21 protein-coding genes are annotated in these 20,411 nt (G+C 71.4%); 13 read left to right on the top strand and 8 right to left on the bottom strand.

From position 1 onward, the window contains the following. Position 1 precedes the first annotated feature (1 nt). The 5 genes from AB0C27_RS45465 to AB0C27_RS45485 all read left to right on the top strand — a co-directional run bounded on the left by AB0C27_RS45465 (position 2) and on the right by AB0C27_RS45485 (position 4,836). Entirely contained in the window at positions 2 to 790 is a 789-nt protein-coding gene (locus tag AB0C27_RS45465) for a DUF6461 domain-containing protein (RefSeq protein ID WP_357858758.1), read from the top strand. A gap of 94 nt (positions 791 to 884) precedes the next feature. Beyond that, on the top strand, positions 885 to 2,186 hold the full coding sequence (locus AB0C27_RS45470) for a DUF5685 family protein (protein WP_357858761.1): 1,302 nt from the start codon (positions 885 to 887) through the stop codon (positions 2,184 to 2,186). A 191-nt stretch (positions 2,187 to 2,377) separates the two neighbouring features. Further along, a complete protein-coding gene (locus AB0C27_RS45475) occupies positions 2,378 to 3,301 on the top strand; it encodes an NAD-dependent epimerase/dehydratase family protein (RefSeq protein WP_357858764.1) in 924 nt (307 codons plus the stop codon). 172 nt (positions 3,302 to 3,473) lie between these two features. Continuing rightward, on the top strand, positions 3,474 to 3,875 hold the full coding sequence (locus AB0C27_RS45480; RefSeq protein ID WP_357858767.1) for a hypothetical protein: 402 nt from the start codon (positions 3,474 to 3,476) through the stop codon (positions 3,873 to 3,875). A 10-nt stretch (positions 3,876 to 3,885) separates the two neighbouring features. After that, positions 3,886 to 4,836 (top strand): hypothetical protein, encoded by a 951-nt coding sequence (locus AB0C27_RS45485; RefSeq protein WP_357858770.1) that lies wholly within the window; start codon positions 3,886 to 3,888, stop codon positions 4,834 to 4,836. A gap of 9 nt (positions 4,837 to 4,845) precedes the next feature. Here AB0C27_RS45485 and AB0C27_RS45490 read toward each other — a convergent pair whose 3' ends face one another. After that, the gene (locus AB0C27_RS45490) at positions 4,846 to 5,169 is read right to left on the bottom strand and encodes a YbaB/EbfC family nucleoid-associated protein (protein ID WP_357858773.1); all 324 of its coding nucleotides are present in this window, start codon (positions 5,167 to 5,169) and stop codon (positions 4,846 to 4,848) included. A gap of 253 nt (positions 5,170 to 5,422) precedes the next feature. Here AB0C27_RS45490 and AB0C27_RS45495 point away from each other — a divergent pair, with 253 nt between their 5' ends. Together AB0C27_RS45495 and AB0C27_RS45500 are read left to right on the top strand one after the other, a co-directional pair. Next, complete coding sequence (locus AB0C27_RS45495) at positions 5,423 to 7,375, top strand: sensor domain-containing protein (protein ID WP_357858775.1); 1,953 nt, start codon at positions 5,423 to 5,425, stop codon at positions 7,373 to 7,375. Then, a complete protein-coding gene (locus AB0C27_RS45500) occupies positions 7,315 to 7,962 on the top strand; it encodes a response regulator transcription factor (RefSeq protein ID WP_357858778.1) in 648 nt (215 codons plus the stop codon). Before AB0C27_RS45495 ends, AB0C27_RS45500 begins: the two co-directional genes overlap by 61 nt. Positions 7,963 to 8,187: 225 nt before the next feature. Here the strand turns inward: AB0C27_RS45500 and AB0C27_RS45505 are convergent, their stop codons facing one another. Beyond that, positions 8,188 to 9,792 (bottom strand): BBE domain-containing protein, encoded by a 1,605-nt coding sequence (locus tag AB0C27_RS45505; RefSeq protein WP_357858781.1) that lies wholly within the window; start codon positions 9,790 to 9,792, stop codon positions 8,188 to 8,190. Positions 9,793 to 10,248: 456 nt separating this feature from the next. On the opposite strand from AB0C27_RS45505, the gene AB0C27_RS45510 reads away from it, so the two are divergent. Beyond that, positions 10,249 to 11,670: a phosphatidylinositol-specific phospholipase C domain-containing protein gene (locus AB0C27_RS45510; RefSeq protein WP_357858784.1), complete on the top strand. Its 1,422-nt coding sequence runs from the start codon at positions 10,249 to 10,251 to the stop codon at positions 11,668 to 11,670. Between the two features lie 960 nt (positions 11,671 to 12,630). On the opposite strand, the gene AB0C27_RS45515 is transcribed toward AB0C27_RS45510, so the two are convergent. After that, positions 12,631 to 13,434 carry a hypothetical protein gene (locus tag AB0C27_RS45515; RefSeq protein ID WP_357858787.1) on the bottom strand — a complete coding sequence of 268 codons (804 nt, stop codon included), beginning with the start codon at positions 13,432 to 13,434 and terminating at the stop codon, positions 12,631 to 12,633. Positions 13,435 to 13,691: 257 nt separating this feature from the next. On the opposite strand from AB0C27_RS45515, the gene AB0C27_RS45520 reads away from it, so the two are divergent. Together AB0C27_RS45520 and AB0C27_RS45525 are read left to right on the top strand one after the other, a co-directional pair. Next, on the top strand, positions 13,692 to 14,897 hold the full coding sequence (locus AB0C27_RS45520; RefSeq protein WP_357858790.1) for a histidine kinase: 1,206 nt from the start codon (positions 13,692 to 13,694) through the stop codon (positions 14,895 to 14,897). Positions 14,898 to 15,327: 430 nt separating this feature from the next. Continuing rightward, the gene (locus tag AB0C27_RS45525; protein WP_357858793.1) at positions 15,328 to 16,053 is read left to right on the top strand and encodes a response regulator transcription factor; all 726 of its coding nucleotides are present in this window, start codon (positions 15,328 to 15,330) and stop codon (positions 16,051 to 16,053) included. A gap of 503 nt (positions 16,054 to 16,556) precedes the next feature. On the opposite strand, the gene AB0C27_RS45530 is transcribed toward AB0C27_RS45525, so the two are convergent. From AB0C27_RS45530 to AB0C27_RS45550, 5 genes are read right to left on the bottom strand one after another with little or no spacing between them, the layout of a single operon-like run. Beyond that, positions 16,557 to 16,850 (bottom strand): hypothetical protein, encoded by a 294-nt coding sequence (locus AB0C27_RS45530; protein WP_357858796.1) that lies wholly within the window; start codon positions 16,848 to 16,850, stop codon positions 16,557 to 16,559. Next, positions 16,793 to 17,467 (bottom strand): DUF6596 domain-containing protein, encoded by a 675-nt coding sequence (locus AB0C27_RS45535; protein ID WP_357858799.1) that lies wholly within the window; start codon positions 17,465 to 17,467, stop codon positions 16,793 to 16,795. The genes AB0C27_RS45530 and AB0C27_RS45535 overlap by 58 nt, the downstream gene beginning before the upstream one ends. Beyond that, positions 17,443 to 17,838 (bottom strand): sigma factor, encoded by a 396-nt coding sequence (locus AB0C27_RS45540; protein ID WP_357858802.1) that lies wholly within the window; start codon positions 17,836 to 17,838, stop codon positions 17,443 to 17,445. Before AB0C27_RS45540 ends, AB0C27_RS45535 begins: the two co-directional genes overlap by 25 nt. Before the next feature lie 59 nt (positions 17,839 to 17,897). Further along, the gene (locus tag AB0C27_RS45545; protein WP_357858805.1) at positions 17,898 to 18,254 is read right to left on the bottom strand and encodes a YciI family protein; all 357 of its coding nucleotides are present in this window, start codon (positions 18,252 to 18,254) and stop codon (positions 17,898 to 17,900) included. A 24-nt stretch (positions 18,255 to 18,278) separates the two neighbouring features. Next, on the bottom strand, positions 18,279 to 18,677 hold the full coding sequence (locus AB0C27_RS45550; RefSeq protein ID WP_357858808.1) for a DUF6069 family protein: 399 nt from the start codon (positions 18,675 to 18,677) through the stop codon (positions 18,279 to 18,281). A 211-nt stretch (positions 18,678 to 18,888) separates the two neighbouring features. On the opposite strand from AB0C27_RS45550, the gene AB0C27_RS45555 reads away from it, so the two are divergent. The 3 genes from AB0C27_RS45555 to AB0C27_RS45565 are packed head-to-tail and all read left to right on the top strand — an operon-like array spanning position 18,889 to position 20,408. Further along, positions 18,889 to 19,170, top strand: coding sequence for a metal-sensitive transcriptional regulator (locus tag AB0C27_RS45555; RefSeq protein ID WP_357858811.1), 282 nt, complete (start codon positions 18,889 to 18,891; stop codon positions 19,168 to 19,170). Positions 19,171 to 19,197: 27 nt separating this feature from the next. Further along, positions 19,198 to 19,407 (top strand): heavy-metal-associated domain-containing protein, encoded by a 210-nt coding sequence (locus AB0C27_RS45560; RefSeq protein WP_346112835.1) that lies wholly within the window; start codon positions 19,198 to 19,200, stop codon positions 19,405 to 19,407. Next, a complete protein-coding gene (locus AB0C27_RS45565; protein ID WP_357858814.1) occupies positions 19,404 to 20,408 on the top strand; it encodes a hypothetical protein in 1,005 nt (334 codons plus the stop codon). The genes AB0C27_RS45560 and AB0C27_RS45565 overlap by 4 nt, the downstream gene beginning before the upstream one ends. The last annotated feature ends 3 nt before the right edge of the window (positions 20,409 to 20,411 follow it).

Here is a 20,411-nt window from a genome sequence, read left to right on the forward strand (position 1 = left end):
CATGTCCGACGCCGACCTCACCCCCCTCCGCATCACCTACCGGTCGCCCGAGCTCGGCCGCACGCAGATCCACGACTGGGCGAGAGCGAACGGCTACCTGGTCAGCGAGCGCGGCCGGCTGGCTCGGGAGATCACCGAAGCGTTCTTCGCCGCCCATCCCGAGATCCTTGAGCGGGCGAGGACGGTCGAGATGGTCCGCGCCACCGCGCGAACCCCCGGCCCGTCGCCGGAGGACTACCAGTGGCAGAAGAACGGCCCGCCTGGCGACATCTACACGATGCTCTTCGTCCGCGGGCTCGACGAGCGCGAGGTGCTGCGCCGGCTCGGCGCCGCGGACGAGGACATCCGGATGATCGACGACGGGGACTTCACCGGCCCGGAAGGACCTCAGATCATCACCGTGAGGCGGATCGGGGCCTGGACGGTCGCGGTCGAGGACCGCGACTGGCGCGGCCATGAGCCGCAGGTGCTGGGCGCCCTGTCGCGCGACGGCGGAGAAGCCGTGGCGGTGCTCCGGCACGACTACGCCCAGCACGAGGTGAGGTACGCCGCCGACGGCCGGCTCATCACCACCGTCAACCCGGGGTTCCCCTTGACCAGGGACGGAGAGGATCCCGACCGGCTCAATCGGCACCTGCGGGAGCTGGGCATCGATCCGGCCGCCGCGGACAGCGTCGACAACCCCGTCCCCGCGGCCCTGGCGCTGGCCGGCCGCATCACCGGCGTGACGGTGGAGCTGCGGCGCCTTCGCCGTCCCGTTCTGGGCGCCGCCGTGCCCGGAGCCCGGTGAGTCCGCGCGGCGCCCTTTCGGTGGACGGGCTTCGACGGCGTACGGGGGCGGGCCGGTGCTACGGTGGGCTCCCACCGTACGCATAAGGGGACGTATGTTCGGCATTGTCCGCCCGTGTCGGCACGTCCTGTGCAAAGGGCTCTACGCGGACTGGATGGGCCACCTGTGCGGGCTCTGCCTGGCACTTCGCGACGAGCACGGACACCTCTCGCGTCTGGTGACCAACTACGACGGGCTGATCGTGTCCGTCCTCACCGAGGCCCAGTCGCCCGCGTCCACGTCCCGCCGCAAGGTCGGCCCGTGCGCGCTGCGCGGCTTCAAGGGCGCCGACGTCGCGGAGTCGGAAGGGGTACGGCTGGCGGCCTCGGTGTCGCTGCTCCTGGCGGCCGGCAAGATGAGCGACCACGTGGCCGACGGAGACGGCGTGTACGCCCGCCGCCCGGTGGCCGCCGGCGCCACCCGGCTGGCGGGCCGCTGGTCCTCGGCCGGCACGGCCATGGCGGGCACGCTGGGGTTCGACCCCGCCCCGCTGACGGCGGCGGCCGGGCGTCAGGCGGTCCTGGAACGTGCCTCCGTCCAGGCGCCTGCTCAGGGCGGCCGGGCGCCCGGGTTACCTGAGCTGACGGGGCCCGCCGAGGACGCCGTGGCCGCCGCGTTCGCGCACACGGCGGTGCTCGCGGGCAGGCCGCACAACCGGGAGGCCCTGGAGGCGGCCGGGCGCGGCTTCGGGCGGCTGGCGCACCTGATCGACGCGGTCGAGGACCTGGCCGACGACCGGGCGTCCGGGGCGTACAACCCCCTGCTCGCCACCGGCACCGGCCTGGGCGAGGCACGCCGCCGCTGCGACGCCGCGCATGCCGAGCTGCGCGCCGCCGTGGACGCACTGGACCTGGCCCGCCCCGCCCTGACGCGCGCCCTGCTGGTACGGGAGACCGGCAACGCCGTTTCGCGCGCTTTTGCCGCCGCCGGCGCGCCCGGCGAGAGCCGTCCCAGCGCCGCCGGCGCGCACCCCGCAGGCCACCCTCACGCCGCTGGAACGCTCGCCGCCGGCCACCCCCACGCCGGCGGGGCGCTCGCCGATGGCCGCATGATCGTTGCCGGGATGTACGGCGACGGCCGCCCGGCCGGTGACCCCGATGCGCCGCCGGAGCAGCGGCCACCGGGGAAGCGGGATCCCGGCGGGCTGCTGTCACTGGCGTGCACCACGCTGAGCTGCTGCACGTGCGGCCTGTACCGGCCCGCCTGGGACGAGGAGCACGAAAGCTCCTGCTGCGGGCGCCTGGACTGCTCCGGATGCGACGCCTGCAGCAACTGCTGCGACTGTTGCTCTTGCTGCGGGGAGGACGGGTGCTGCGGCGACGGCTGTGGCTGTGACGGCTGCAGCTGCGACTGTTAGCACCGCCCCGACGCCGGCCCGCCAGACCAGCGCCGGTCTGCCCGACGCCTTTCCGCCCGGGACCTCGCTTGGTCAGGGCCGGACCCGCGCGTTTTGCTGTTCCAGCAACGAGAGTTGAGCCATCGGCACGTGGGTGACGACGATGGCCCGGGCCGGACGACCGGCGTACCACGCGAGAAAGCAGGACCCCCATGCACGTCTTCGTCACCGGCGCGAGTGGCTACATCGGCGGCGCCGTCGCCGTCCGCCTGCTCCAGGCAGGACACACCGTCACCGGCCTGACCAGGGACGCGGCCACCGCGGACGCCCTCGCCCGGCTGGGCGTCCAGCCGGTGGTGGGCGACCTGGACGACGCCGGCACGCTGGCCGAGCAGGCCCGACGCGCCGACGCGGTCGTCAACGCGGCCGACAGCGACCACCGCGGAGCCGCGGAGGCGCTCGTCGCCGCGCTGGCCGGATCGGGCAAGCCGCTCGTCCACACCAGCGGCACCAGCATCGTCGGCATCGGCACCAGCGGCGAAGCCGACGAAACGACCTTTGGCGAGGACCTGCTCGACCCGGGCTCCGCCTGGGAGCCCGAGCATCCCGTACGCCGGGCGCGCGTCGCCCTCGACCGCCTCGTCCTGGCCGCCGCGGACCAGGGGGTACGTTCCACGGTCCTGTGCCACAGCCTCATCTACGGAGACGCGCGCGGCCTGCCCCGCGACAGCGTCCTGATCGCCGCACTCGTACGTCAGGCGCAGGCCGGCGGGGTGGTCAGGCACGTCGGCACCGGGGCCAACATCTGGTCCACCGTGCACCTCGACGACGTCGCCGACCTGTACCTCCTCGCCCTGGACAAGGCGTCGCCCGGCCTGTTCTGCTTCGTCGAGAACGGCGAGGCGTCGTTCGCCGCGATCACCGGGGCCATCGCCCGCCGCCTCGGCCTGCCCGGCCCCCGTCCCTGGGAGCCCGGCTCCGCCGATGATGTCTGGCACCCGGAGTTCGCCAGGCACGCCCTCGGCTCCAACAGCCGGGTCCGCGCCGTACGCGCCCGCGAACAGCTCGGCTGGCGCCCTCGCCACCACTCGATCAGCGACTGGATCGCCGGCGCCGATCTGGGCAAGACGATCTGAGCACGCCGACCTGAGCAAGGCGATCTGAGCATGCAGACCAGAGCGCGCAGGTCTGGGCGCGCCGGCACACCGATGACTTGGGCGGCACGCATGATGGCAACATCCTGATCATCTTCCGGTAATCGGCAGGACGGAGACTGGCCACTCAGCGGACATCATGAAGGTGATCACCATGGACATCGACCACACGAGCATGGAGACGGCCGGCCGGGCAGTCCACCTCGAAGGAGGGGAGTTCCTGCGGACCGTGAAGCGGCTCAGCACCCAGGTCGAGCAGTTCATCCCCTACTTCGGCAACCCGTCCAGCGACGAGGCGGCGCGCCTCTTCCGCCAGGGCGAGGAGGGCCAGGCCGGCTTCGACCAGGCGTACGAGGACCTGAGCAAGGCCCTGACCAACCTGGGCGAGGCGTACAAGGTCATCGGCTCCGCGGTGGTGTCGATGAGCAAGAACGTCAAGGCGGCCGACCTGGCCAGCATGATCGACAAGAACGCGTTCGTACAGGACCTCTTCGAGTTCGCCGAACGCAAGAACGACGAGATCGCCGTGCCGACCACGCCGGTCGAGCGAGCCTGAGGAGAAGGACGTGCCCATCGGGCTCGCGGGCAAGGTCGCCCTGGGCGGTATGGCGGGCGCCGGCGCGGCCGGGCTGCTGGCGCCCGAGTTCCTGTTCGGCATCTCGTACCTGGAAGGCGACCCGGACAAGATCCGCGAGGCGGCCGACGTTCTGGACGAGATCGCCGACGCCGTCGACAAACACTTCCGCGAGGCGAACACGGCCGCCGAGATCGTCTGGACCAAGAGCTCCGGCCCGGCCGTCGAGGAGTTCAAGAAGTTCTGGACGCAGAGGTACGGCCCGGCCGTCCTCGCCGTCTCGCTCAAGCACCGCAGGGCGGCGAACGCCTGCCGCGCCTATGCCGACGTCATCGAGAAGATCAACCACGCGCTGCGGATACTGTGCTGGATCATGACGGTGGACATGATGTACACCATCGGGTACCAGGTGTTCACCTGGAAGCTGCTACAGGCGATCATGAAGCGGCAGGCGCTGCTGCTCAGGTTCACCGCGAACCGCTTCGTCAGGATGTTGCTGCCCATGTTCACGTACTACGTCGCCGACAGCGCCGCGTACGCCACCGGCGAGGTGCTGCTGCCCCTCGGGCTGAACGTCGCGGGCGGCATCAAGACCGATCTTCAAGGCAACGACGTGCGCTCGGTTGGGCACAACCTGAAGGTGTTCCGGGAGAACTTCGTCGCCAACATGGTCTTCGACGGCGTCATCGACGGCAGCGCGGCGCTCATGGCCAAGGTGCCGGGCCTGCGCACGGTCGCCACCAACGTTACGCTGCCGAACGGCACGGTCCTCAACACCGGGAACGCCCTGCCCCGCCTGACGGCCTCGACCGCGTACTCGATGACCCTGGACGTGCAGCACGGCGACAACCCGCTGCCCGGCACCGAGCACGGGCTGACCGAGCAGGACATGTACCAGAAGTTCATCGTCCACGGCACCCGCAGCCTCATCCCCCGGCTCTGACGGGCGCCCCTACCGGCTGTCCGTCTCCAGGTAGGGCCGGGTCAGCTCCATGACCCGGCGAGCCGCGTCCTCGGTCGCCTGCCGCGACAGCTCCATGATCGTCTCTGTCAGCTCGTGCGAGGCCAGCCGCATCACGCGGGGGTCGAGGTGCAGCCCCAGTAGCTGGCCCGAGGCCGACACCCGGACCCTGATCTTGTCGTCCCGGCTCGCCGCCTGCCCGACGACGTCGCCGATGCCGGTCATGACGCCGGCGTAGTTCTGGGAGTTCGCCCGGAACTCGGTCATGATCCGGTCGAGTTCGGGATCGCCGGTACGTCTCTCGCGTTGTGTCATGGCGAATATCTACATTAATGATCATATAAGTGACAACTAGTAACTTTTGCGACATAAGGGATGTGAGGGGATTCGGCCCGCGTTCGCCGGTCCGCATGGGGGCTGGCACCCATGCCGCCACCCCCGTTCACGTGCTTTCATCGTGCGCGAGTCGCCGGCACGGCGACGCAGAATCAAGGAGCCGGAACGGGGAGCCGGGTCGTGATCGACGCACGGCCCAGGCCCCGGGTCGTGACGCACGTGGAGGCGTACCGTGGGGCGAGGCGAGAGGGTCGTCGCGTACGCGCGCGCGCCCGTGCGCGGTCTGGCACTGGCGGGGCTCGCGCTGCTGGGACCGCCGCTGCTGATCGTGATCTTCGTGGGCTCGCACGCGGGCCTGCCGTCCCCGGCGTTCTTCGTCGAGCAGAGCCGCCGGCTGCCCGCGCTGGCCCGCCGGCTGGCCGCCCGGTGGGGCGGCGTGGACCTCCCCTCGCCGTACCGGCCGGCTCCGCCGCCGCCCGCGCGCGATCCCGACGGCTGGTACCGCGACGGCGGCGCCCTGTTCCGCTCGGCGTTCCCGCCCGCCTACCTGGCGCGGCTGCGCTGGATCGCCCGCGACCCCGCGACCGTGCGCGACCTGGCCTGGATGGCGCTCAACCCGCTGATCGGCGGCCCGCTCGCCGCACTCGCGCCGACGCTGATCGCCGGCGGGCTCGCGACCGCCTGGCTCCGCCCGGGCGGGCTCGCCCTCGGCGGCGCGGCGGCGCTGCTCGGCATCGCGCTCGGGCCCGCGCTGCTGCGCGTGCACACCCGCTGGACCCGGGTGCTGCTCGCCCCGCGGGCCCGACGTGCGCCGGGCCGCGTCTTGAGCGCGATCGGGCGCAGCGCCGCCGCCGGGGCCCGCGTCTGCGCGAGCGCCGTGCTGCCGGGGGTGGCGGCGGTGTTCGCGCTGGCCCAGCTGCTGGCGATCGCGCTGATGCCGGTACGGCTGTGGCCGGAGACCGTCCTGGGCTCGCGCCGCTTCGTCTCCTGGCGCCGGGCGAAGATCGGTGCGTGGACGGGCGTACGGATCGCCGAGCCCTATCGGCCCGAGCCGCCGCTGCCGCAGCCCGAGCCGGACGGCACCTACCGGCTCGGCTGGGGCCCCGTCGGCACGGTCTACCGGACGCGGGCGGCCGCCGTGCGCGCCCGGCGGTTCGAGTGGACGGTACGCGATCCGGCATCCTGGCGGGACCTGGCCTGGCTGCTCCTCGAGGTGCCCGTCGCCGCCGTGCTGTTCGCCGTACCGGCCCTGCTGATCGCCGGCGGGCTGATCCTGCTGTGCTGGCTGTGGGCGTGGACCGAGGCCCTCAGCTTGATCAGCGGGCTGACCTGGTCACCCGGCGACGTGCTGCACGCCGCCGTACCGGCGTCGGCCGGCCTGCCCGCCCCCGTCGCCGGCCTGGCCGCCGCCGCCCTCGGCATCGCGGCCGCCCCTGCGCTGCTGCGCTGCCACGCCCTGCTCAGCCGGGCCCTGCTCGCCCCGACCAGAGCCGCCGTACTGGCGAACCGGGTCGACACGCTGACCAGCAGCCGCGCTCGGATCAGCGACGCCCAGGCCGCCGAGCTGCGCCGCATCGAACGCGACCTGCACGACGGCGCCCAGGCCAGGTGGGTCGCCGTGGGCATGACGCTGGGGGCGGCCGAGGAGCTCATCGACCGCGATCCCGAGGCCGCCAAGGCCGTGATCGCCGGCGCCAAGGAGATGTCCGTGGCCGCGCTCGGCGAGCTGCGCGAGCTCATCCGCGGCATCCATCCGCCGGTGCTCGCCGACCGCGGGCTCGCCGACGCCGTACGCACCCTGGCGATGGACGCCCCGCTGGACGCCGAGGTCCGCGCCGACCTGTCCGGCCGGGCGGCCGCACCGATCGAGGCGGCGGTCTACTTCGCCGTGTCCGAACTGCTGGCCAACGTCGCCAAGCACGCCGCCGCGTCGCGGGTGTCGGTGGCGCTGACGTACGAGAACGGCCTGCTCAGAGCCACCGTCACCGACGACGGGCGGGGCGGCGCCGTGGCCGGCCACGGCGGCGGGCTGCACGGCATCCGGCGCCGCCTCGACGGGTTCGACGGAGTCCTCACCCTGTCCAGCCCGCCCGGCGGACCGACCGCCGCCACCCTGGAGATCCCATGCGTGTTGTCCTCGCCGAAGACGTCTACCTCCTCAGGGAAGGGCTCACCCACCTCCTGAGAGCCCACGACATCGAGGTCGTGGCCGCCGTCGACACCGGCGAGGACCTGCTCGACGCCGTGGCCCGGCACCGGCCGGACGCCGCGATCGTGGACGTACGGCTGCCGCCCGGCTTCACCGACGAGGGGGTCCGGGCCGCCATCGAGGCCCGCACCCGCCGGCCCGGCTTCCCCGTGCTGGTCCTGTCGCAGTACGTCGAGCAGATCTACGCCCGCGAACTGCTGGCCGATGGCGCCGGCGGCGTCGGGTACCTGCTCAAGGATCGCGTGTTCGACACGGGCCACTTCGTGGACGCGCTGCGCCGGGTCGCCTCCGGCGGCACCGCCATGGATCCGGAGGTGATCGCGAAACTGCTCGGGGGCACCTCGCCCCTGCATCCCGTCGCCTCGCTGACCCCACGTGAACGCGAGGTGCTGCAGCTCATGGCGCAGGGGCGGTCGAACGTGGCCATCGCGGAGCGGCTTTACATCAGCGAGGGGACGGTCGGGAAGCACATCGCCGCCATCTTCGCCAAGCTCGGCCTGGACGCCGCCGACGACACCAACCGCAGGGTTCTCGCCGTCCTGGCCTTCCTCAACCGCACCTGACCACGTCCGAATCGCCCGCGCCCCCGGCTCACCCGCAATGTGGCCGCACTCGCGCACGCCGACGTCACTCGACAGGCCCGATCGTGCCGCGCCGACGTCACTCGGCCGCCCCCAACCGCCCGCGCCACCCCCAATCGCCCGCGCCGGCGCCACTCGGCCGCGATGAGGCCCCGAGCACGCACGCCGACCTTGCCTCCCTTGGCCGTCAAGGGACCGGGCGGGTCGTCAACGGGCGGGGCGGATGGACAGGGCGTGCCGGAACACCCCGCGCGGGTCCCACCGGGCCTTCACCCGCTGCAGTCGGCCGTAGTTGTCCCCGTAGTAGAGCGTGGACCACGGCACGCCGGAGGTGTTCCAGGCCGGATCAGCCAGGTCGATGTCGGGATAGTTGATGTAGGCGCCCCCGTTGGCACCGCCCGGCACCGGCACGCCGCCCGTGTCGGCGTACATCGTCCGGTAGAAGCGCCGCACCCACGCGATGTGCTCGGCGCCGTTCCCCTCCTCCCACGTGTTCACGAACAGCGCCTTGAGGACCGAGGCGCGCTCGGCCACGGCGGTCGCGCCCGGGGACACGGCGTTGATCCGCCCGCCGTACGACGCCAGCACCAGCGTGCCACCCGCGGAGCCGGGACCGGGCACGCCGAGATGGTCATAGGCGACACCGATCTGCCGATCGGTGAAGCGCCGGCGCAGATGGGCCGACTTGGCCTTGAACCTCCCCGTCCCCTCGTCACCGCCCAGCGCCTGCGTGCTGACCGCCTGGTACCACGGCATCCGCACGACCGGCGGGATGTGCGCCCGCGCGCCCACACCCCGCGTCACCGCCGCGAAGTAGGCGGAGAGCAGGCGCTCCGCGTCCGGCACCGAGGACTCCATCAGGGTGGGCAGGATCATGCCGCCGGGGTCCGCGCCCTGGACCCGGCTCTGGACCATCAGCGCGCTCCAGAGCCCCGCGTACGGCGTGTCGGCCTCGCTGTTGCGCTCGTGCCACTCGCCGTGGTTGCGCAGCAGGGTGCTGAACGACTCCCTGGTCATGTCGGCCCACGACCAGGCCGGACGGCAGACCAGCAGGGCCGGCGGCGGCTTGGGCAGCAGCCGGGCCGGGTCCTTCCCCGTGGCCTTCGGGTCGCGCATCCAGTAGCGCGTCACGACGCCGAAGTTCCCGCCCCCGCCTCCCGTGTGCGCCCACCACAGGTCATGGTGGGGGTCGGACGGGTTTCTCGTGGCGATCACCGCGCGTGCCCGTCCCGAACGGTCCACCACCACGACCTCCACCGCGTGCAGGTAGTCGACCACCGAGCCCAGACGGCGGGAGTGCTGGCCGTAACCGCCCCCGGCGATGTGACCGCCGGCCGCCACCCCACCGCACTGGCCTCCGGGAATGGTCACCCCCCAGCCCAGGTACAGGCTCCGATACACCTGCATCAGCGTCGCCCCCGCCTCGATCGCGAACGCGCCGCGCCGGTCGTCGAAGTACACCCGCGACATCTCGCACATGTCGATCACGACCTGCGCGCCTTCGCCGACGAAGTTCTCGTAGCAGTGCCCGCCGCTGCGTACCGTGATCCGCTTGCCGGCCCTGACCGCGTCCTCCACGGCCTTGACCACCTGCTCGGTCGAGCCGACCACGTGGAAGTACTCCGGCCTGGGCGAGAAGCGCTGGTTCGTCCGGCGTACGGCGAGATCCTCGTAGCGCGGATCACCGGACGTCACCCGGACGGGCCCCAGCTCCCGAGCCTGTGCCCCGGACGGCCCGCCCAGACCCACCGCCACCGTCCCACCGAGCACCGCCGCCCCACCCACGAATCCTCGGCGCGTGACCTGGCCCACGATCGACCACCTCCTGCTTCTGTCTGCTGCCTGCGTCGGAAAGCGTTGTGACAGCAACGCTAGGAGCGTGATCACCGCCCGGAGAACCGCCGCAGCACCCACCCGACCTGGGCCCTAACCCCCATCCGCCCACCCTCCGACACACCACCGACACCCGTGCCACCCCCGCCACCCTCCACGTATGCACCGCCACGAGCCTTTCGCGCCTGCACCGCCACGAGCCCGGCGCACGTGCGCCTCGCGCAACCAGCCCTTCGCGCAACCAGCCCTTCGCGCAACCAGCCCCTCGCGCAACCAGCCCCTCGCACGACTGGCCCCTCGCACGACCAGCCCGTCGTATACGCATGACCAGCCCTGCGTATTCGTACTCCCATTCGTATTCGCATTTGTGCGACAACACGAGCGAAAAAGTGTGATCGCCTTGTCCGGGACCCTCCCAGGCATCAAGATCAATTCATGCCCCGAAATGGAACCGTTCTGTCCGTCCTCGCCGTCACCGCGTCCGCGCTGCTGGTCGCCCCGCCCGCCGCGGCGGCGGTGGACACACCGTTATCCGCTGCGATCTTCCGTGCCACGCACAACAGCTACTCGGGCGACATCAACGGTGGCAGAGACTCGATCGTCCGCCAGCTCGACAGCGGCGTCCGCTTCATCGAGCTGGACATCCACGACAACGGGTACGCCACCTCGAAGGACTACTCCATCGGCCACGACTCCCCGGGAAACCAGGTCGACCACTCGGGCAACCCGGCGTCGAACCTCCTGCGCGACTGGCTCACCGTGATCAACACTTGGTCCGCGCAGCACCCTGCCTCCGCACCCGTCGTCGTCGCGCTCGACGTCAAGGACGACCTGACGGACAACACCTCGTACGCCGCCGGCAATCTGGCCGCGCTCAACCAGGAGCTCACCTCCGTCTTCGGCGCACGGCTGTTCGAGGCCCGAAACTATCCGGCGAGCCCGCCGTCGGTGGACGCGCTGCGCGGCCGGGTCCTGACGGTGATCTCCGGCAACGGCAAGACCCGCGCCGCCTACAAACGCGACGCGGGCAACAGCCCGGCCATCGCGATCAATGGACGCGGGCAGGTCGTGGAGGTGCACGACTCCGGCTCAGGCGAGCTGTGGTACTGGACCGGCTCGTACGGCGCCGACGGCCGCGTGACCTGGCACCGCCACGGCCGCTACGACAGCGGCGTCACGCCGGCCGTCGCCCTGAACGACGCGGGGGACGTGGTCGAGGTGCACCAATCCCAGAATGCCACCACGCTCTGGTACCGCGTCGGCCGCCTCGACACCCAGGGCGAGATCACCTGGTCGTCCAGCAGCCGCTACGACGACGGCGTCCTGCCCACGGTCAAATTCACCGACCCGGCAGGCACCCGGATCCGCGAGATCCACCGTAGCCAGAGCAACAGCCAGAACTGGACCTGGGACGGCGCGCTCGACGCCGGCGCCGCCACCGTCACATGGAGCGGCAACGCCAAGACCTCCGACGCCCGCTACGACAAGACCACCTCGGTCAGCGGCACGTCGCGCGTGCGCGTCTGGAACGGAGCCGACGGCCCGACCCCGGCGCAGACCCTGCGCGTGGACACCGACCGGCACACCGGTGACCGCATCCGCTACCCGCAGCGCGCGTTCGTCGAGTTCCAGAGGGGCGACAGCGCGGAGCTGCAGCAGGACGCGCTGTTCTACGCGGCGCCCGCCGGAGAGTCCTCCTTCATCACGGCGGCACGCCAGGCGGGACGCCTCGTCCGCGGCTGGGACATCGACTCGGCCGCCCAAGCCACCGACCCCCTGGCCACATACCCCGCGACCAACCACCCGTACGAAACCTGGTACGAAAACCTCCTCACCCGCTCAGGCGCCATCGACTGACACACCGGCAGCAGACGCCAGAAGACAGACGGCGAAAGAGGTCGGCAGGTCGCCCGCAGCACGAACGTCCAGCCCGCGCCGGCGGACGGCTCGCCCCCGGAACGTTCGCCTAGCGCGCCGAGGGTGGCTCGCGCCCCGAAACGTCCAGGCCGCAGACGGTGGGAAACCGTTCGCGACCCGCCCGCCTTGGCCCAGCCAGGTGACCATCCAGGCCGTCGACCGACGCGACCTGCGGCAGGCGTAAGGAGGCGGGCGGACACTCGGCGGGTCGGCGGGCCGCCCGCAGTTTGAACGTCCAGGCTGCGGGCGGCGGGTGGCTCGTCTCCGGAAAGGTTCGCTTCGCGGGCGGCGGGTGGCTCGCGTCCTGCACCATCCGGGCGCGGGCGGCGGGTGGCTCGCGTCCCGCGAAACGTCCAGGTCGCAGACGGTGGGAACCGTTCGCGGCCTGCCCGGCCCCCCGCCTTCCCGCCCCGGCTCGGACAGGTGACCGTCCAGGCCGTCGATTGACCCGACCTGCGGCAGGCGTAAGTCGGCGGGCGGCTGCTCAGCGGGGTGCCGAGCCACCGGCGGTGGTTGGCTCACACCCGGCACCGTCCGGGCCGCAGGCGGCTCGCCACCCGGAAACATCCAGGCGGCGGGCAGCTTGCACACTGAAACGTCCAGGCCACGGGTGGCAGGCGGCTCGTCCCCGACAACGTTCACCCAGCGTGCGGTGGGTGGTTCGCACCCCGAAATGTGCGGCTCGTGGGCGGTAAGTGGCTCCCACCCCGAATCGTCCTGGCCGCGGACGGCGGGAACCGTTAGCGACCCGGCCCGGCCCCGGTCCCGACCCGGTCCGACCCAGCCCGGCCCAGCCCGGCCCCGACCCGGTCCGACCCAGCCCGACCCGGTCCGACCCAGCCCGGCGCGGCCCGGCCCGGACCGGGGGAGGTGGCGTCCAGGCCGCCGCACATCCGCTCATCACCCTCTCGGTCCGAAAGCCGTCATGATTACATGCACCGCGGAGAGGGCGACGATCCAGAGCATGGCGCGCCTGGTCGGCGGAGGGCCTTCGCGTAGCAGCGAGATGCCCATGGGGATGAGGGCGAGGCACAGACCACCGACGGCGACGAAGGACTGGGGTTCGGTGCCCTTGAGGGTGCCGAGGGCGAGTGCCGACATCAGCCCGAGCGCGATCGACCGGCCTAACCCCAGGGCGCCAGACCGGTAGGCGCCGATGGCCAGCACCACCCAGCCGAAGAAGGCCGGCCCCGACATGGACCTGAACGGGTGCCAGACGGAGTCGCGCCAGGCCAGGTAGTAGCCGTCGATGCCCGTGAGCATGGTCGGCAGGCCGAGGGTGTCGGTCAGGTGGAAGGCCAGGTGGTCGGTGCCGTACTGGAAGGTCCGGGTGAACAGGCCGACGATCACCAGGCAACCGCCCCATATGCCCCACAGCGGATGGGTGACGGCGATCCGGTGCGCCAGCGCCATGATCGCCGGCCAGAGCAGCACGAACCCGGCCGCGAAACAGACATACGCGGCGGTGATGAGGGCGGGATGGCGGGTGTAGGCGACGAGCTGGTAAGGGACGAAGAAGTAGAACGGGGAGCGCAGGAGAGTCCCCACCATGATCAGCGTGGGGCCGCCGATGAGCGAGACGGCGCTCACCCAGCGGCCGGGAAAGGGAGGCCGGCGGCCCAGGTTGGCCTCGCCGTTGGCGGCCCGCCGCGCCGCGTCGGCCTGCCGCCACCGGGTGATGCGCCCGCGAAGGTCGATGTCCATGCTCTGCCGCCCGTCCGTCCGTGTCCGAACGCCCCGGCCGGAACGCCGGGGCGCACCAGCAGCGTGCTGGACGACGCCCGGTCCGCGCGTCTGGCTCAGGTCGCATCTTGAACGGCCGGCACGAGCCGCCGTACAACCTCAGACAGACGCCGAAAGTACGACCCTGGTCAGATGCCAGATGATCCGCCGTGACGGTACGTTCTCGTCGTGACAACCTCCCCCGCCTGACAGCGGGGGCTTCCTCGGAGAGGCTGTTGATGACCTGGGCCCGGCGGATCGGAACGAACGGCGTCGCCGACGCGGCGGCGGCGGTCGTCGTGGCGCTGACCATCGGCTACGCCATCGTCGATCCGCCCGGCCCTTCGTCGCCGTGGCCCGCCTGGTCGGCCTGGCCGGTGGCGGCGATCGTGAGCCTCCCGATCGCCTTCCGGCGGCGCCGGCCCCGGGCCATGCTCGTCCTCGCGTGCGCCACGGCCACCGCGGCGACCCTGTCCGGCGCGGTCGCGGCGGGCATGATCTGGCTGACGTTCGTGCCGACCGTCCTGGCGCTCTACCTGGTGGCGGCCACCGCCTCCGCCACCTGGTCGGTGAGCGGCCTCGTGGCCTGCGCGCTCGCCGCGACGGGCGCGATCCTGCTCTTCTACGATCAGGTGCTCCCCGGCCTGCCGCCCCCGGCGACCCCCAGCGAACTGCCACCATACTGGCCGGTGGAGATCGGCGCTGTCTGCGTGTTCCTGGTCGCCGGCTGGGGCGTGGGAAGCGCCGTCAAGTGGAAACGGGAGACGACCGCCCGCCTCGTCCGCCACCTCTCCGAGGCCGCGGTGGCCGATGAACGGCGGCGCATCGCCCGGGAGCTGCACGACGTGATCGGCCACAGCATGAGCCTGATCGCCGTCAAGGCCACCGTGGCCAACCACGTCGCCGACGAACGCCCGCAGGAGGTGCGCGCCGCCCTGGCCGTCATCGAACGGACCAGCCGCGGCGCGCTCACCGAGATCCAGCGGGTGCTCGGTCTCCTGCGCTCCGACGGCGACCTCGCGGAGACCCACGTACCCGTCCCCGGCGTGGCCGACCTGCCCGAGCTGGCCGACCACGCCCGCTCGGCCGGGGTGGAGGTGGAGCTGACCGTCCATGAGGAGGCCGCGCTCCCGCCCGCGGTCGCGGTGTCGGTCTACCGGATCGTGCAGCAGGCGCTGACCAACGTCATCACCCACGCCGGTCCCACCCGCTGCTCGGTCACCGTCGCCATCGACGGGCGGGCCGCCGCCATCGAGGTCACCGACGACGGCCCCCGCCGCGGGCGGCCCCCGCGAGCTGGCCGAGGCGGAGGACACGGCTTGATCGGCATGCGCGAACGGGTCAAGATGTACGGCGGCACGTTCGACGCCGATTTCCGCCCCGAAGGGGGCTTCCGCGTCACGGCCCGCTTACCCTACGACGATCAGACCGACCCCCTGCCGTGACCGCTGCCGGTGGGGGAGGTGTTGCCATGGGAAGTGCTGAGGTGGGTGGTGCTGGCGTTGTGGTGCCGGCACGGGTGGCGCTGGCGAAGGTGGTCCTGATGTGGGTGGTCTGGCGCGGGCGGTGCCGGTGGGAGTGGTGCTGACGTGGGCGGCGCTGATGACGGGGGCTCGGTTGAGGAGGCGGCGTTGATATGGTCGCGCAGACGTCGGCGGTGCCGATCTGGGGAGGTGGTGACTTGGGCGGCGTCGGCGTGATCGGTGAGCTCATGGGCGGGGCTGACATTGGCAGCGCTCGCGTCGAGGGCGCTCAGGTTGAGGGCGCTCACGTCGGCGGCGCTCAGACTGAGGGTGCTGACGTTGAGGGTGCTCAGGTTGGGGGCGCTGGCGTTGGGAGGCTGGCACCGCGAAGGGTGACGAGGGCGGTGTGGGTGTGAGCAGTGGCGAGGTGAGTGGGGATGCCGTCCCGGACGACGTGCCGTCGTCGGCGCGGATTCGGGTGGTGCTGGCCGAGGATCAGGTTCTGGTGCGGGACAGCCTCAAAGTGCTGATCAACGCCACGCCGGGGATGACCGCGGTGGGGGAGGCCGGTACGGGTGCCGAGGCTGTGCGGCTGGCTCGCCTTCAGCGGCCGGATGTCGTCCTCATGGATGTACGGATGCCTGACATGGACGGGATCGAGGCGACCAGGCGGATCTGCGCCGACCCCGGCAACGCCGGGACCCGCGTGCTGATCCTCACCACGTTCGACCAGGACGATTACGTGTACGCCTCGCTCAGGGCCGGTGCCAGCGGATTTCTCATCAAGAGCGCCACGGCGACCGAGCTCCTGGCCGCCATCCGGGTCGTCGCCTCCGGCGAGGCGCTGCTCGCGCCCACCGTGACCCGCCGGCTCATCGCCGACTTCCTGCGCGGTGCTCAACCCGCCCCTGCCGTCCGGGATCTCAGCGACATCACCCAGCGCGAGCGCGAGGTGCTCACCCTCATCGGCAGAGGGATGTCCAATGCCGAGCTGGCCGAGCACCTGCATCTCACCGTCGGGACGGTCAAGACCCATATCAGCCGGTTGCTGGCCAAGCTGCATGCCCGCGATCGGGCTCAGCTTGTCGTCGCCGCCTACGAGGGCGGGCTCATCACCGTCACGGACGATCGTCGCTGAGCGCCGGTCTCCAGCCGTGGTGTATGTAGGTTCCGAGTTCTGTGGGTGGCGGACGCTGACCGTTTTACCTGCCTCGGTACGGTTGCTGGGCGCCGGGTCCCCTGCCGTGGTGAGTGCAGGTTCTGAGCGCTGCGGGTGGTGGGCGCTGGTTGTTTTGCCGCCCCGATGCGGCCGCTGAGGGCCGGGTTCTCTACCGTGATCGCACGTTCCGAGCGCCGTAAGTGGCAGGAGCTGGTCGATCTACCTGTTCCTTTACGGTCGCTAAGCGCCGGGTTCCTGCCAGGACCGCGTGTTCCGCGTGCTGCGGCTGGCACGCGCGCGCTGGTCGATCGGCCTACCCCGTCGCGCTCGAATCCGCTCAGGCGTTTCTGGTTTGAGGGGCCGTTGTCCTGCATTATCCCGTCCGACGGAGACCTGCGTGGTGGTCGTTAGTTTCATGATCGTGGGTCCAAGTGGTCGGTCTGGTTGCACGCGACCGAGCACATCGGCCGGGTGAGGCGCGGTCACACGTCCGGGGTCAGGCGGGCCCGCCGATCCCGCAAGAAGGTGCGGTCGGTGTCGTTGGTGGCCAGGGTGATGGCCTGGTCGTAGGCGGTGGCGGCTTCGCTGGTGCGGCCGAGGCGGGTCAGTAGGTTGGCGCGGGTGGCTGAGAGCAGGTGGTAGCCGGGCAGGTTCAGGTCCTCGGTGGCGGTCAGGGCCGGCCCGGGGCCGTGGACCTCGGCGACGGCGACCGCGCGGTTCAGCGCGACGATCGGGGTGGGGGCGTGCCGCAGCAGTTGGTCGTACAGGGCGAGCACCTGGGCCCAGTCGGTGGCCGGGCCGTCGGTTGTACGGCGTTGATCGCGGCCTGCAGTTGGTACGGACCCGGCCGGTCACGGCGCAGGCAGCGGCGTACCAGCTCATGCCCCTCGGCGATCAGCCGGTGATTCCACAGGGATCGGTCCTGGTCGGCGAGTACCACCAGTTCGCCCGCCGGTCCCACCCGGGCGGGCCGGCGGGCCTCGGTGAGCAGGAGCAGTGCCAGCGGCCCGAGGGCCTCGGGCTCGTCGGGCATCAGCTCGGCGAGTTCCCTGGCCAGGCGGACCGCCTCCAGGCACAGATCCGTCCGCAGCAGCTCTCCTGACGTGGACGCATACCCCTCGTTGAAGATCAGGTAGAGGACGGTCAGCACGGAGGTGAGCCGGTCGGGCAGTTCGGCGGCGCCGGGCACGCGGTACGAAATGTCGGCGTCGCGGATCTTCTTCTTCGCGCGGACGATTCGCTGGAAGACGGTCGACTCCGGCACCAGGTAGGCCCGGGCGATCTCGGCCACCTCCAGCCCGCCGAGCAGTCGCAGGGTGAGCGCGGTGCGGGCGGGCGGGGAAAGCGCCGGGTGGCAGCAGGTGAAGATCATGCGGAGCTGGTCGTCGCGCACCGGTCCCACCTGCTCGGGTTCGTCGGATTGGTGCAGCAGCAGCGCCTGGGTGTGGTGGGCCTGGCGGGTGTACGTCGGGTGGATTCGCGGCGCAGGCGGTCGATCGCCCGGTTGCGGGCGGTGGTGACGATCCACACGCCCGGATTGGGCGGCGGCTCCTGTGTCTGCTTCTGGGCGGTCACGGTGAACGTGTTCTGCCCGAGGTCCTCGGTCGGGCCTCTGTGTCTGCTTCTGGACGCCACGGTCAATGTGTTCTGCCCGAGGTCCTCGGCCAGGCCCTGCGTCTGCTTCTGGACGGCCACCGCGCACGCGTTCTGCACGAAGACCTCGGCCAGGCCGATGTCCCCGAGCAAGCGCGTCAGGGTGGTCACGCACCTGCCGTATTCGGCCCGGTGGATCGCCGTCCAGATCCACCGGGCTCACCGCCCGCTCACGTCCACTGCGCGTCTTCGAACGGGCGCACCTCGATCGGGGACCCGCAGGCCAGCGCGCACCTTTCGCCCCAGGCCAGCGCCTGGTCCAGGTCGTCGCACTGGATCACCCAGAACCCGCCGAGCTGTTCCTTGGTCTCGGCGAACGGCCCGTCGGTCATCGTGGTCGTGCCGTCGCCGGGACGTACGACGGTGGTGGCGTGCGAGCCCACCAGGCCGCCGACGAACACCCAGCAACCGGCTGCCTGCATGTCGGTGGTGACCTTGGTGGTCCTGGCCTGCTGCTCGTTCAGGTCGGCCTCGGACGGCCACGGCGTGCTCTCGTCGTACTGGACGGCGAGCAGGTACTTCTTCACGGGCGAACTCCTTCGACCAGGGGATCAGGCGGACAGACGGCGGGCGATGGCCGGGATGACGATCGCGGCGGCGACGACGTGCGTCACCATCAGCAGCGCCTTCGTCGCCACCGACGCGCCGACGAGCACATCCGGTACCAGAGACAGCGCCGTGAGCACAAGCGTGGTGCGGACGAACGTCGTGCGCGCGTGCCGGGCCCGGCGAGCCAGTACGGCGGCCAGCACCAGGCCCACGAGGGAGAAGATGACGGTCAGCGTGGCGAAACCGGACACCGGGATCGGCGCGCCGTTGACGACCAGGCTGATTCCGGCGAGCTCACCCGCCGCGGCGACGGCGGCGGTCGCCGCACCGGCGACGGCCGTGGCGGTCAGGCCGCTGAGGATCAGGGACCTGGCGGGAGCGGCGGTGGTGATGACGGACATGATGAACCTCCGGTGAGTGGTGACCGGTCCGTTGCCGGCCTCTCACCCCTGCTACGAACGGGCTCGACGCGATTCGACATCTCCGTCCAAAGAAAGCCAAAGAAAGACGAAAAAAGCCGAAAAGAACGGATGCGCTCCGGCGGCTCGTTGCCGGAAATACCATAGGGGGGTATGGTGTTGATGGAGCAGCTGACCGAGGGAAGGAGTGGACATGGCCGGATACAGCGGCAGCAAGCAGGATCATGCGACGCGCCTGCGCCGGATCGAAGGGCAGGTCCGCGGCCTGCAGCGGATGGTCGAAGAGGACAAATACTGCATCGACATCCTGACGCAGGTGTCGGCCGCGAGCAGCGCGCTGAAGTCGTTCTCCCTGTTGCTGCTCGAAGAGCACCTGGCCCACTGTGTGGCCGAGGCCACGCGGAAGGGCGGGCCCGAGGCGGAGGCCAAGGTCAAGGAGGCCTCCGACGCCATCGCACGACTCGTACGTTCCTGACCCCCACGGATTGAAGGAGAGATCGATATGAGCACCGCCACCTACACCGTCAAGGGCATGACCTGCGGCCACTGCGTCAGCTCGGTCAAGGAAGAGGTCGGCGGAGTGGCCGGTGTCACCAACGTCGAGGTGGACCTGGCGACCGGCCTGCTGACCGTCGACAGTGACGGCCCCGTCGACGCGGCGCGGATCGCGGCCGCGGTCGACGAGGCCGGCTATGAAGTGGTGAACCAGTGAACGCCGCGACGAAGCTCGGCGCGTACGTGCTGGGGCTGGCCGTCGTCTTCGGCGGCGCCCTGGGCGCGGGCAAGGTGGTCGGCCCGATCGGGTCGGGAACGGCCAGCTCAGGGGCGCCTCAGGCGGCGGATCACGCCGGCATGACGGCGCCCGCCGCCACCCCCGCGCCCGCCACGAGCGCCGGGCATGACGACGGGCACGACACTGGACAGGTGAAGCAAGATACCCCCGGGGGGCTCCAGGTGTCCGAGAAGGGCTACACGTTCGAACCACTGACGGCGACGTTCGAGCCGGGCGAGCCGGCGGACTTCCGGTTCGCGGTGACCGGGCCCGACGGCAGGCCGGTCACCGGCTACGAGGTCGAGCACGACAAGAAGCTGCACCTCATCGTCGCCTCCCGCGACCTGAGGAACTTCCAGCACGTCCACCCCGAGCTGGGATCCGACGGCGTCTGGTCGGTCAGGCTGACGCTGCCGGAAGCCGGGCCGTACCGCGCCTTCGCCGACTTCGTGCCGGCCGGCGGCAGCGGCCTGACGCTGGGGGCCGACCTGACCGTGGCCGGTGACTACAAGCCGGGCAAGCTGCCCGAGCAGTCCCGTACGGCCAAGGTCGACGGATACGAGGTCACCCTCGACGGCGAGCTGACGCCCGGACGGTCCAGTAAGCTCACTCTCAAGGTGAGCAGGGACGGCGAGCCCGTCACCGACCTGCAGCCCTACCTCGGCGCCTACGGCCACCTGGTGGCCCTGCGCGCCAGGGACCTGGCCTACCTGCACGTCCACCCCGACGGCGAGCCCGGTGACGGCAGGACGGTGGCCGGTCCCGAGATCGTCTTCTACGCCGAGGTGCCCAGCACCGGCGACTACCGCCTCTTCCTCGACTTCCAGCACGGGGACGAGGTCCGTACCGCCGCCTTCACGGCAGCGGCGGGGGAGCGGCCGGCCACGGCCGAGCCGACGCCGAGCGCGACCGGGCACGATGACGACGGCCACGGCCACTGAGCG

The organism is Nonomuraea sp. NPDC048882 (genome assembly GCF_040649755.1).
Taxonomy (GTDB): Bacteria; Actinomycetota; Actinomycetes; order Streptosporangiales; family Streptosporangiaceae; genus Nonomuraea; species Nonomuraea maheshkhaliensis.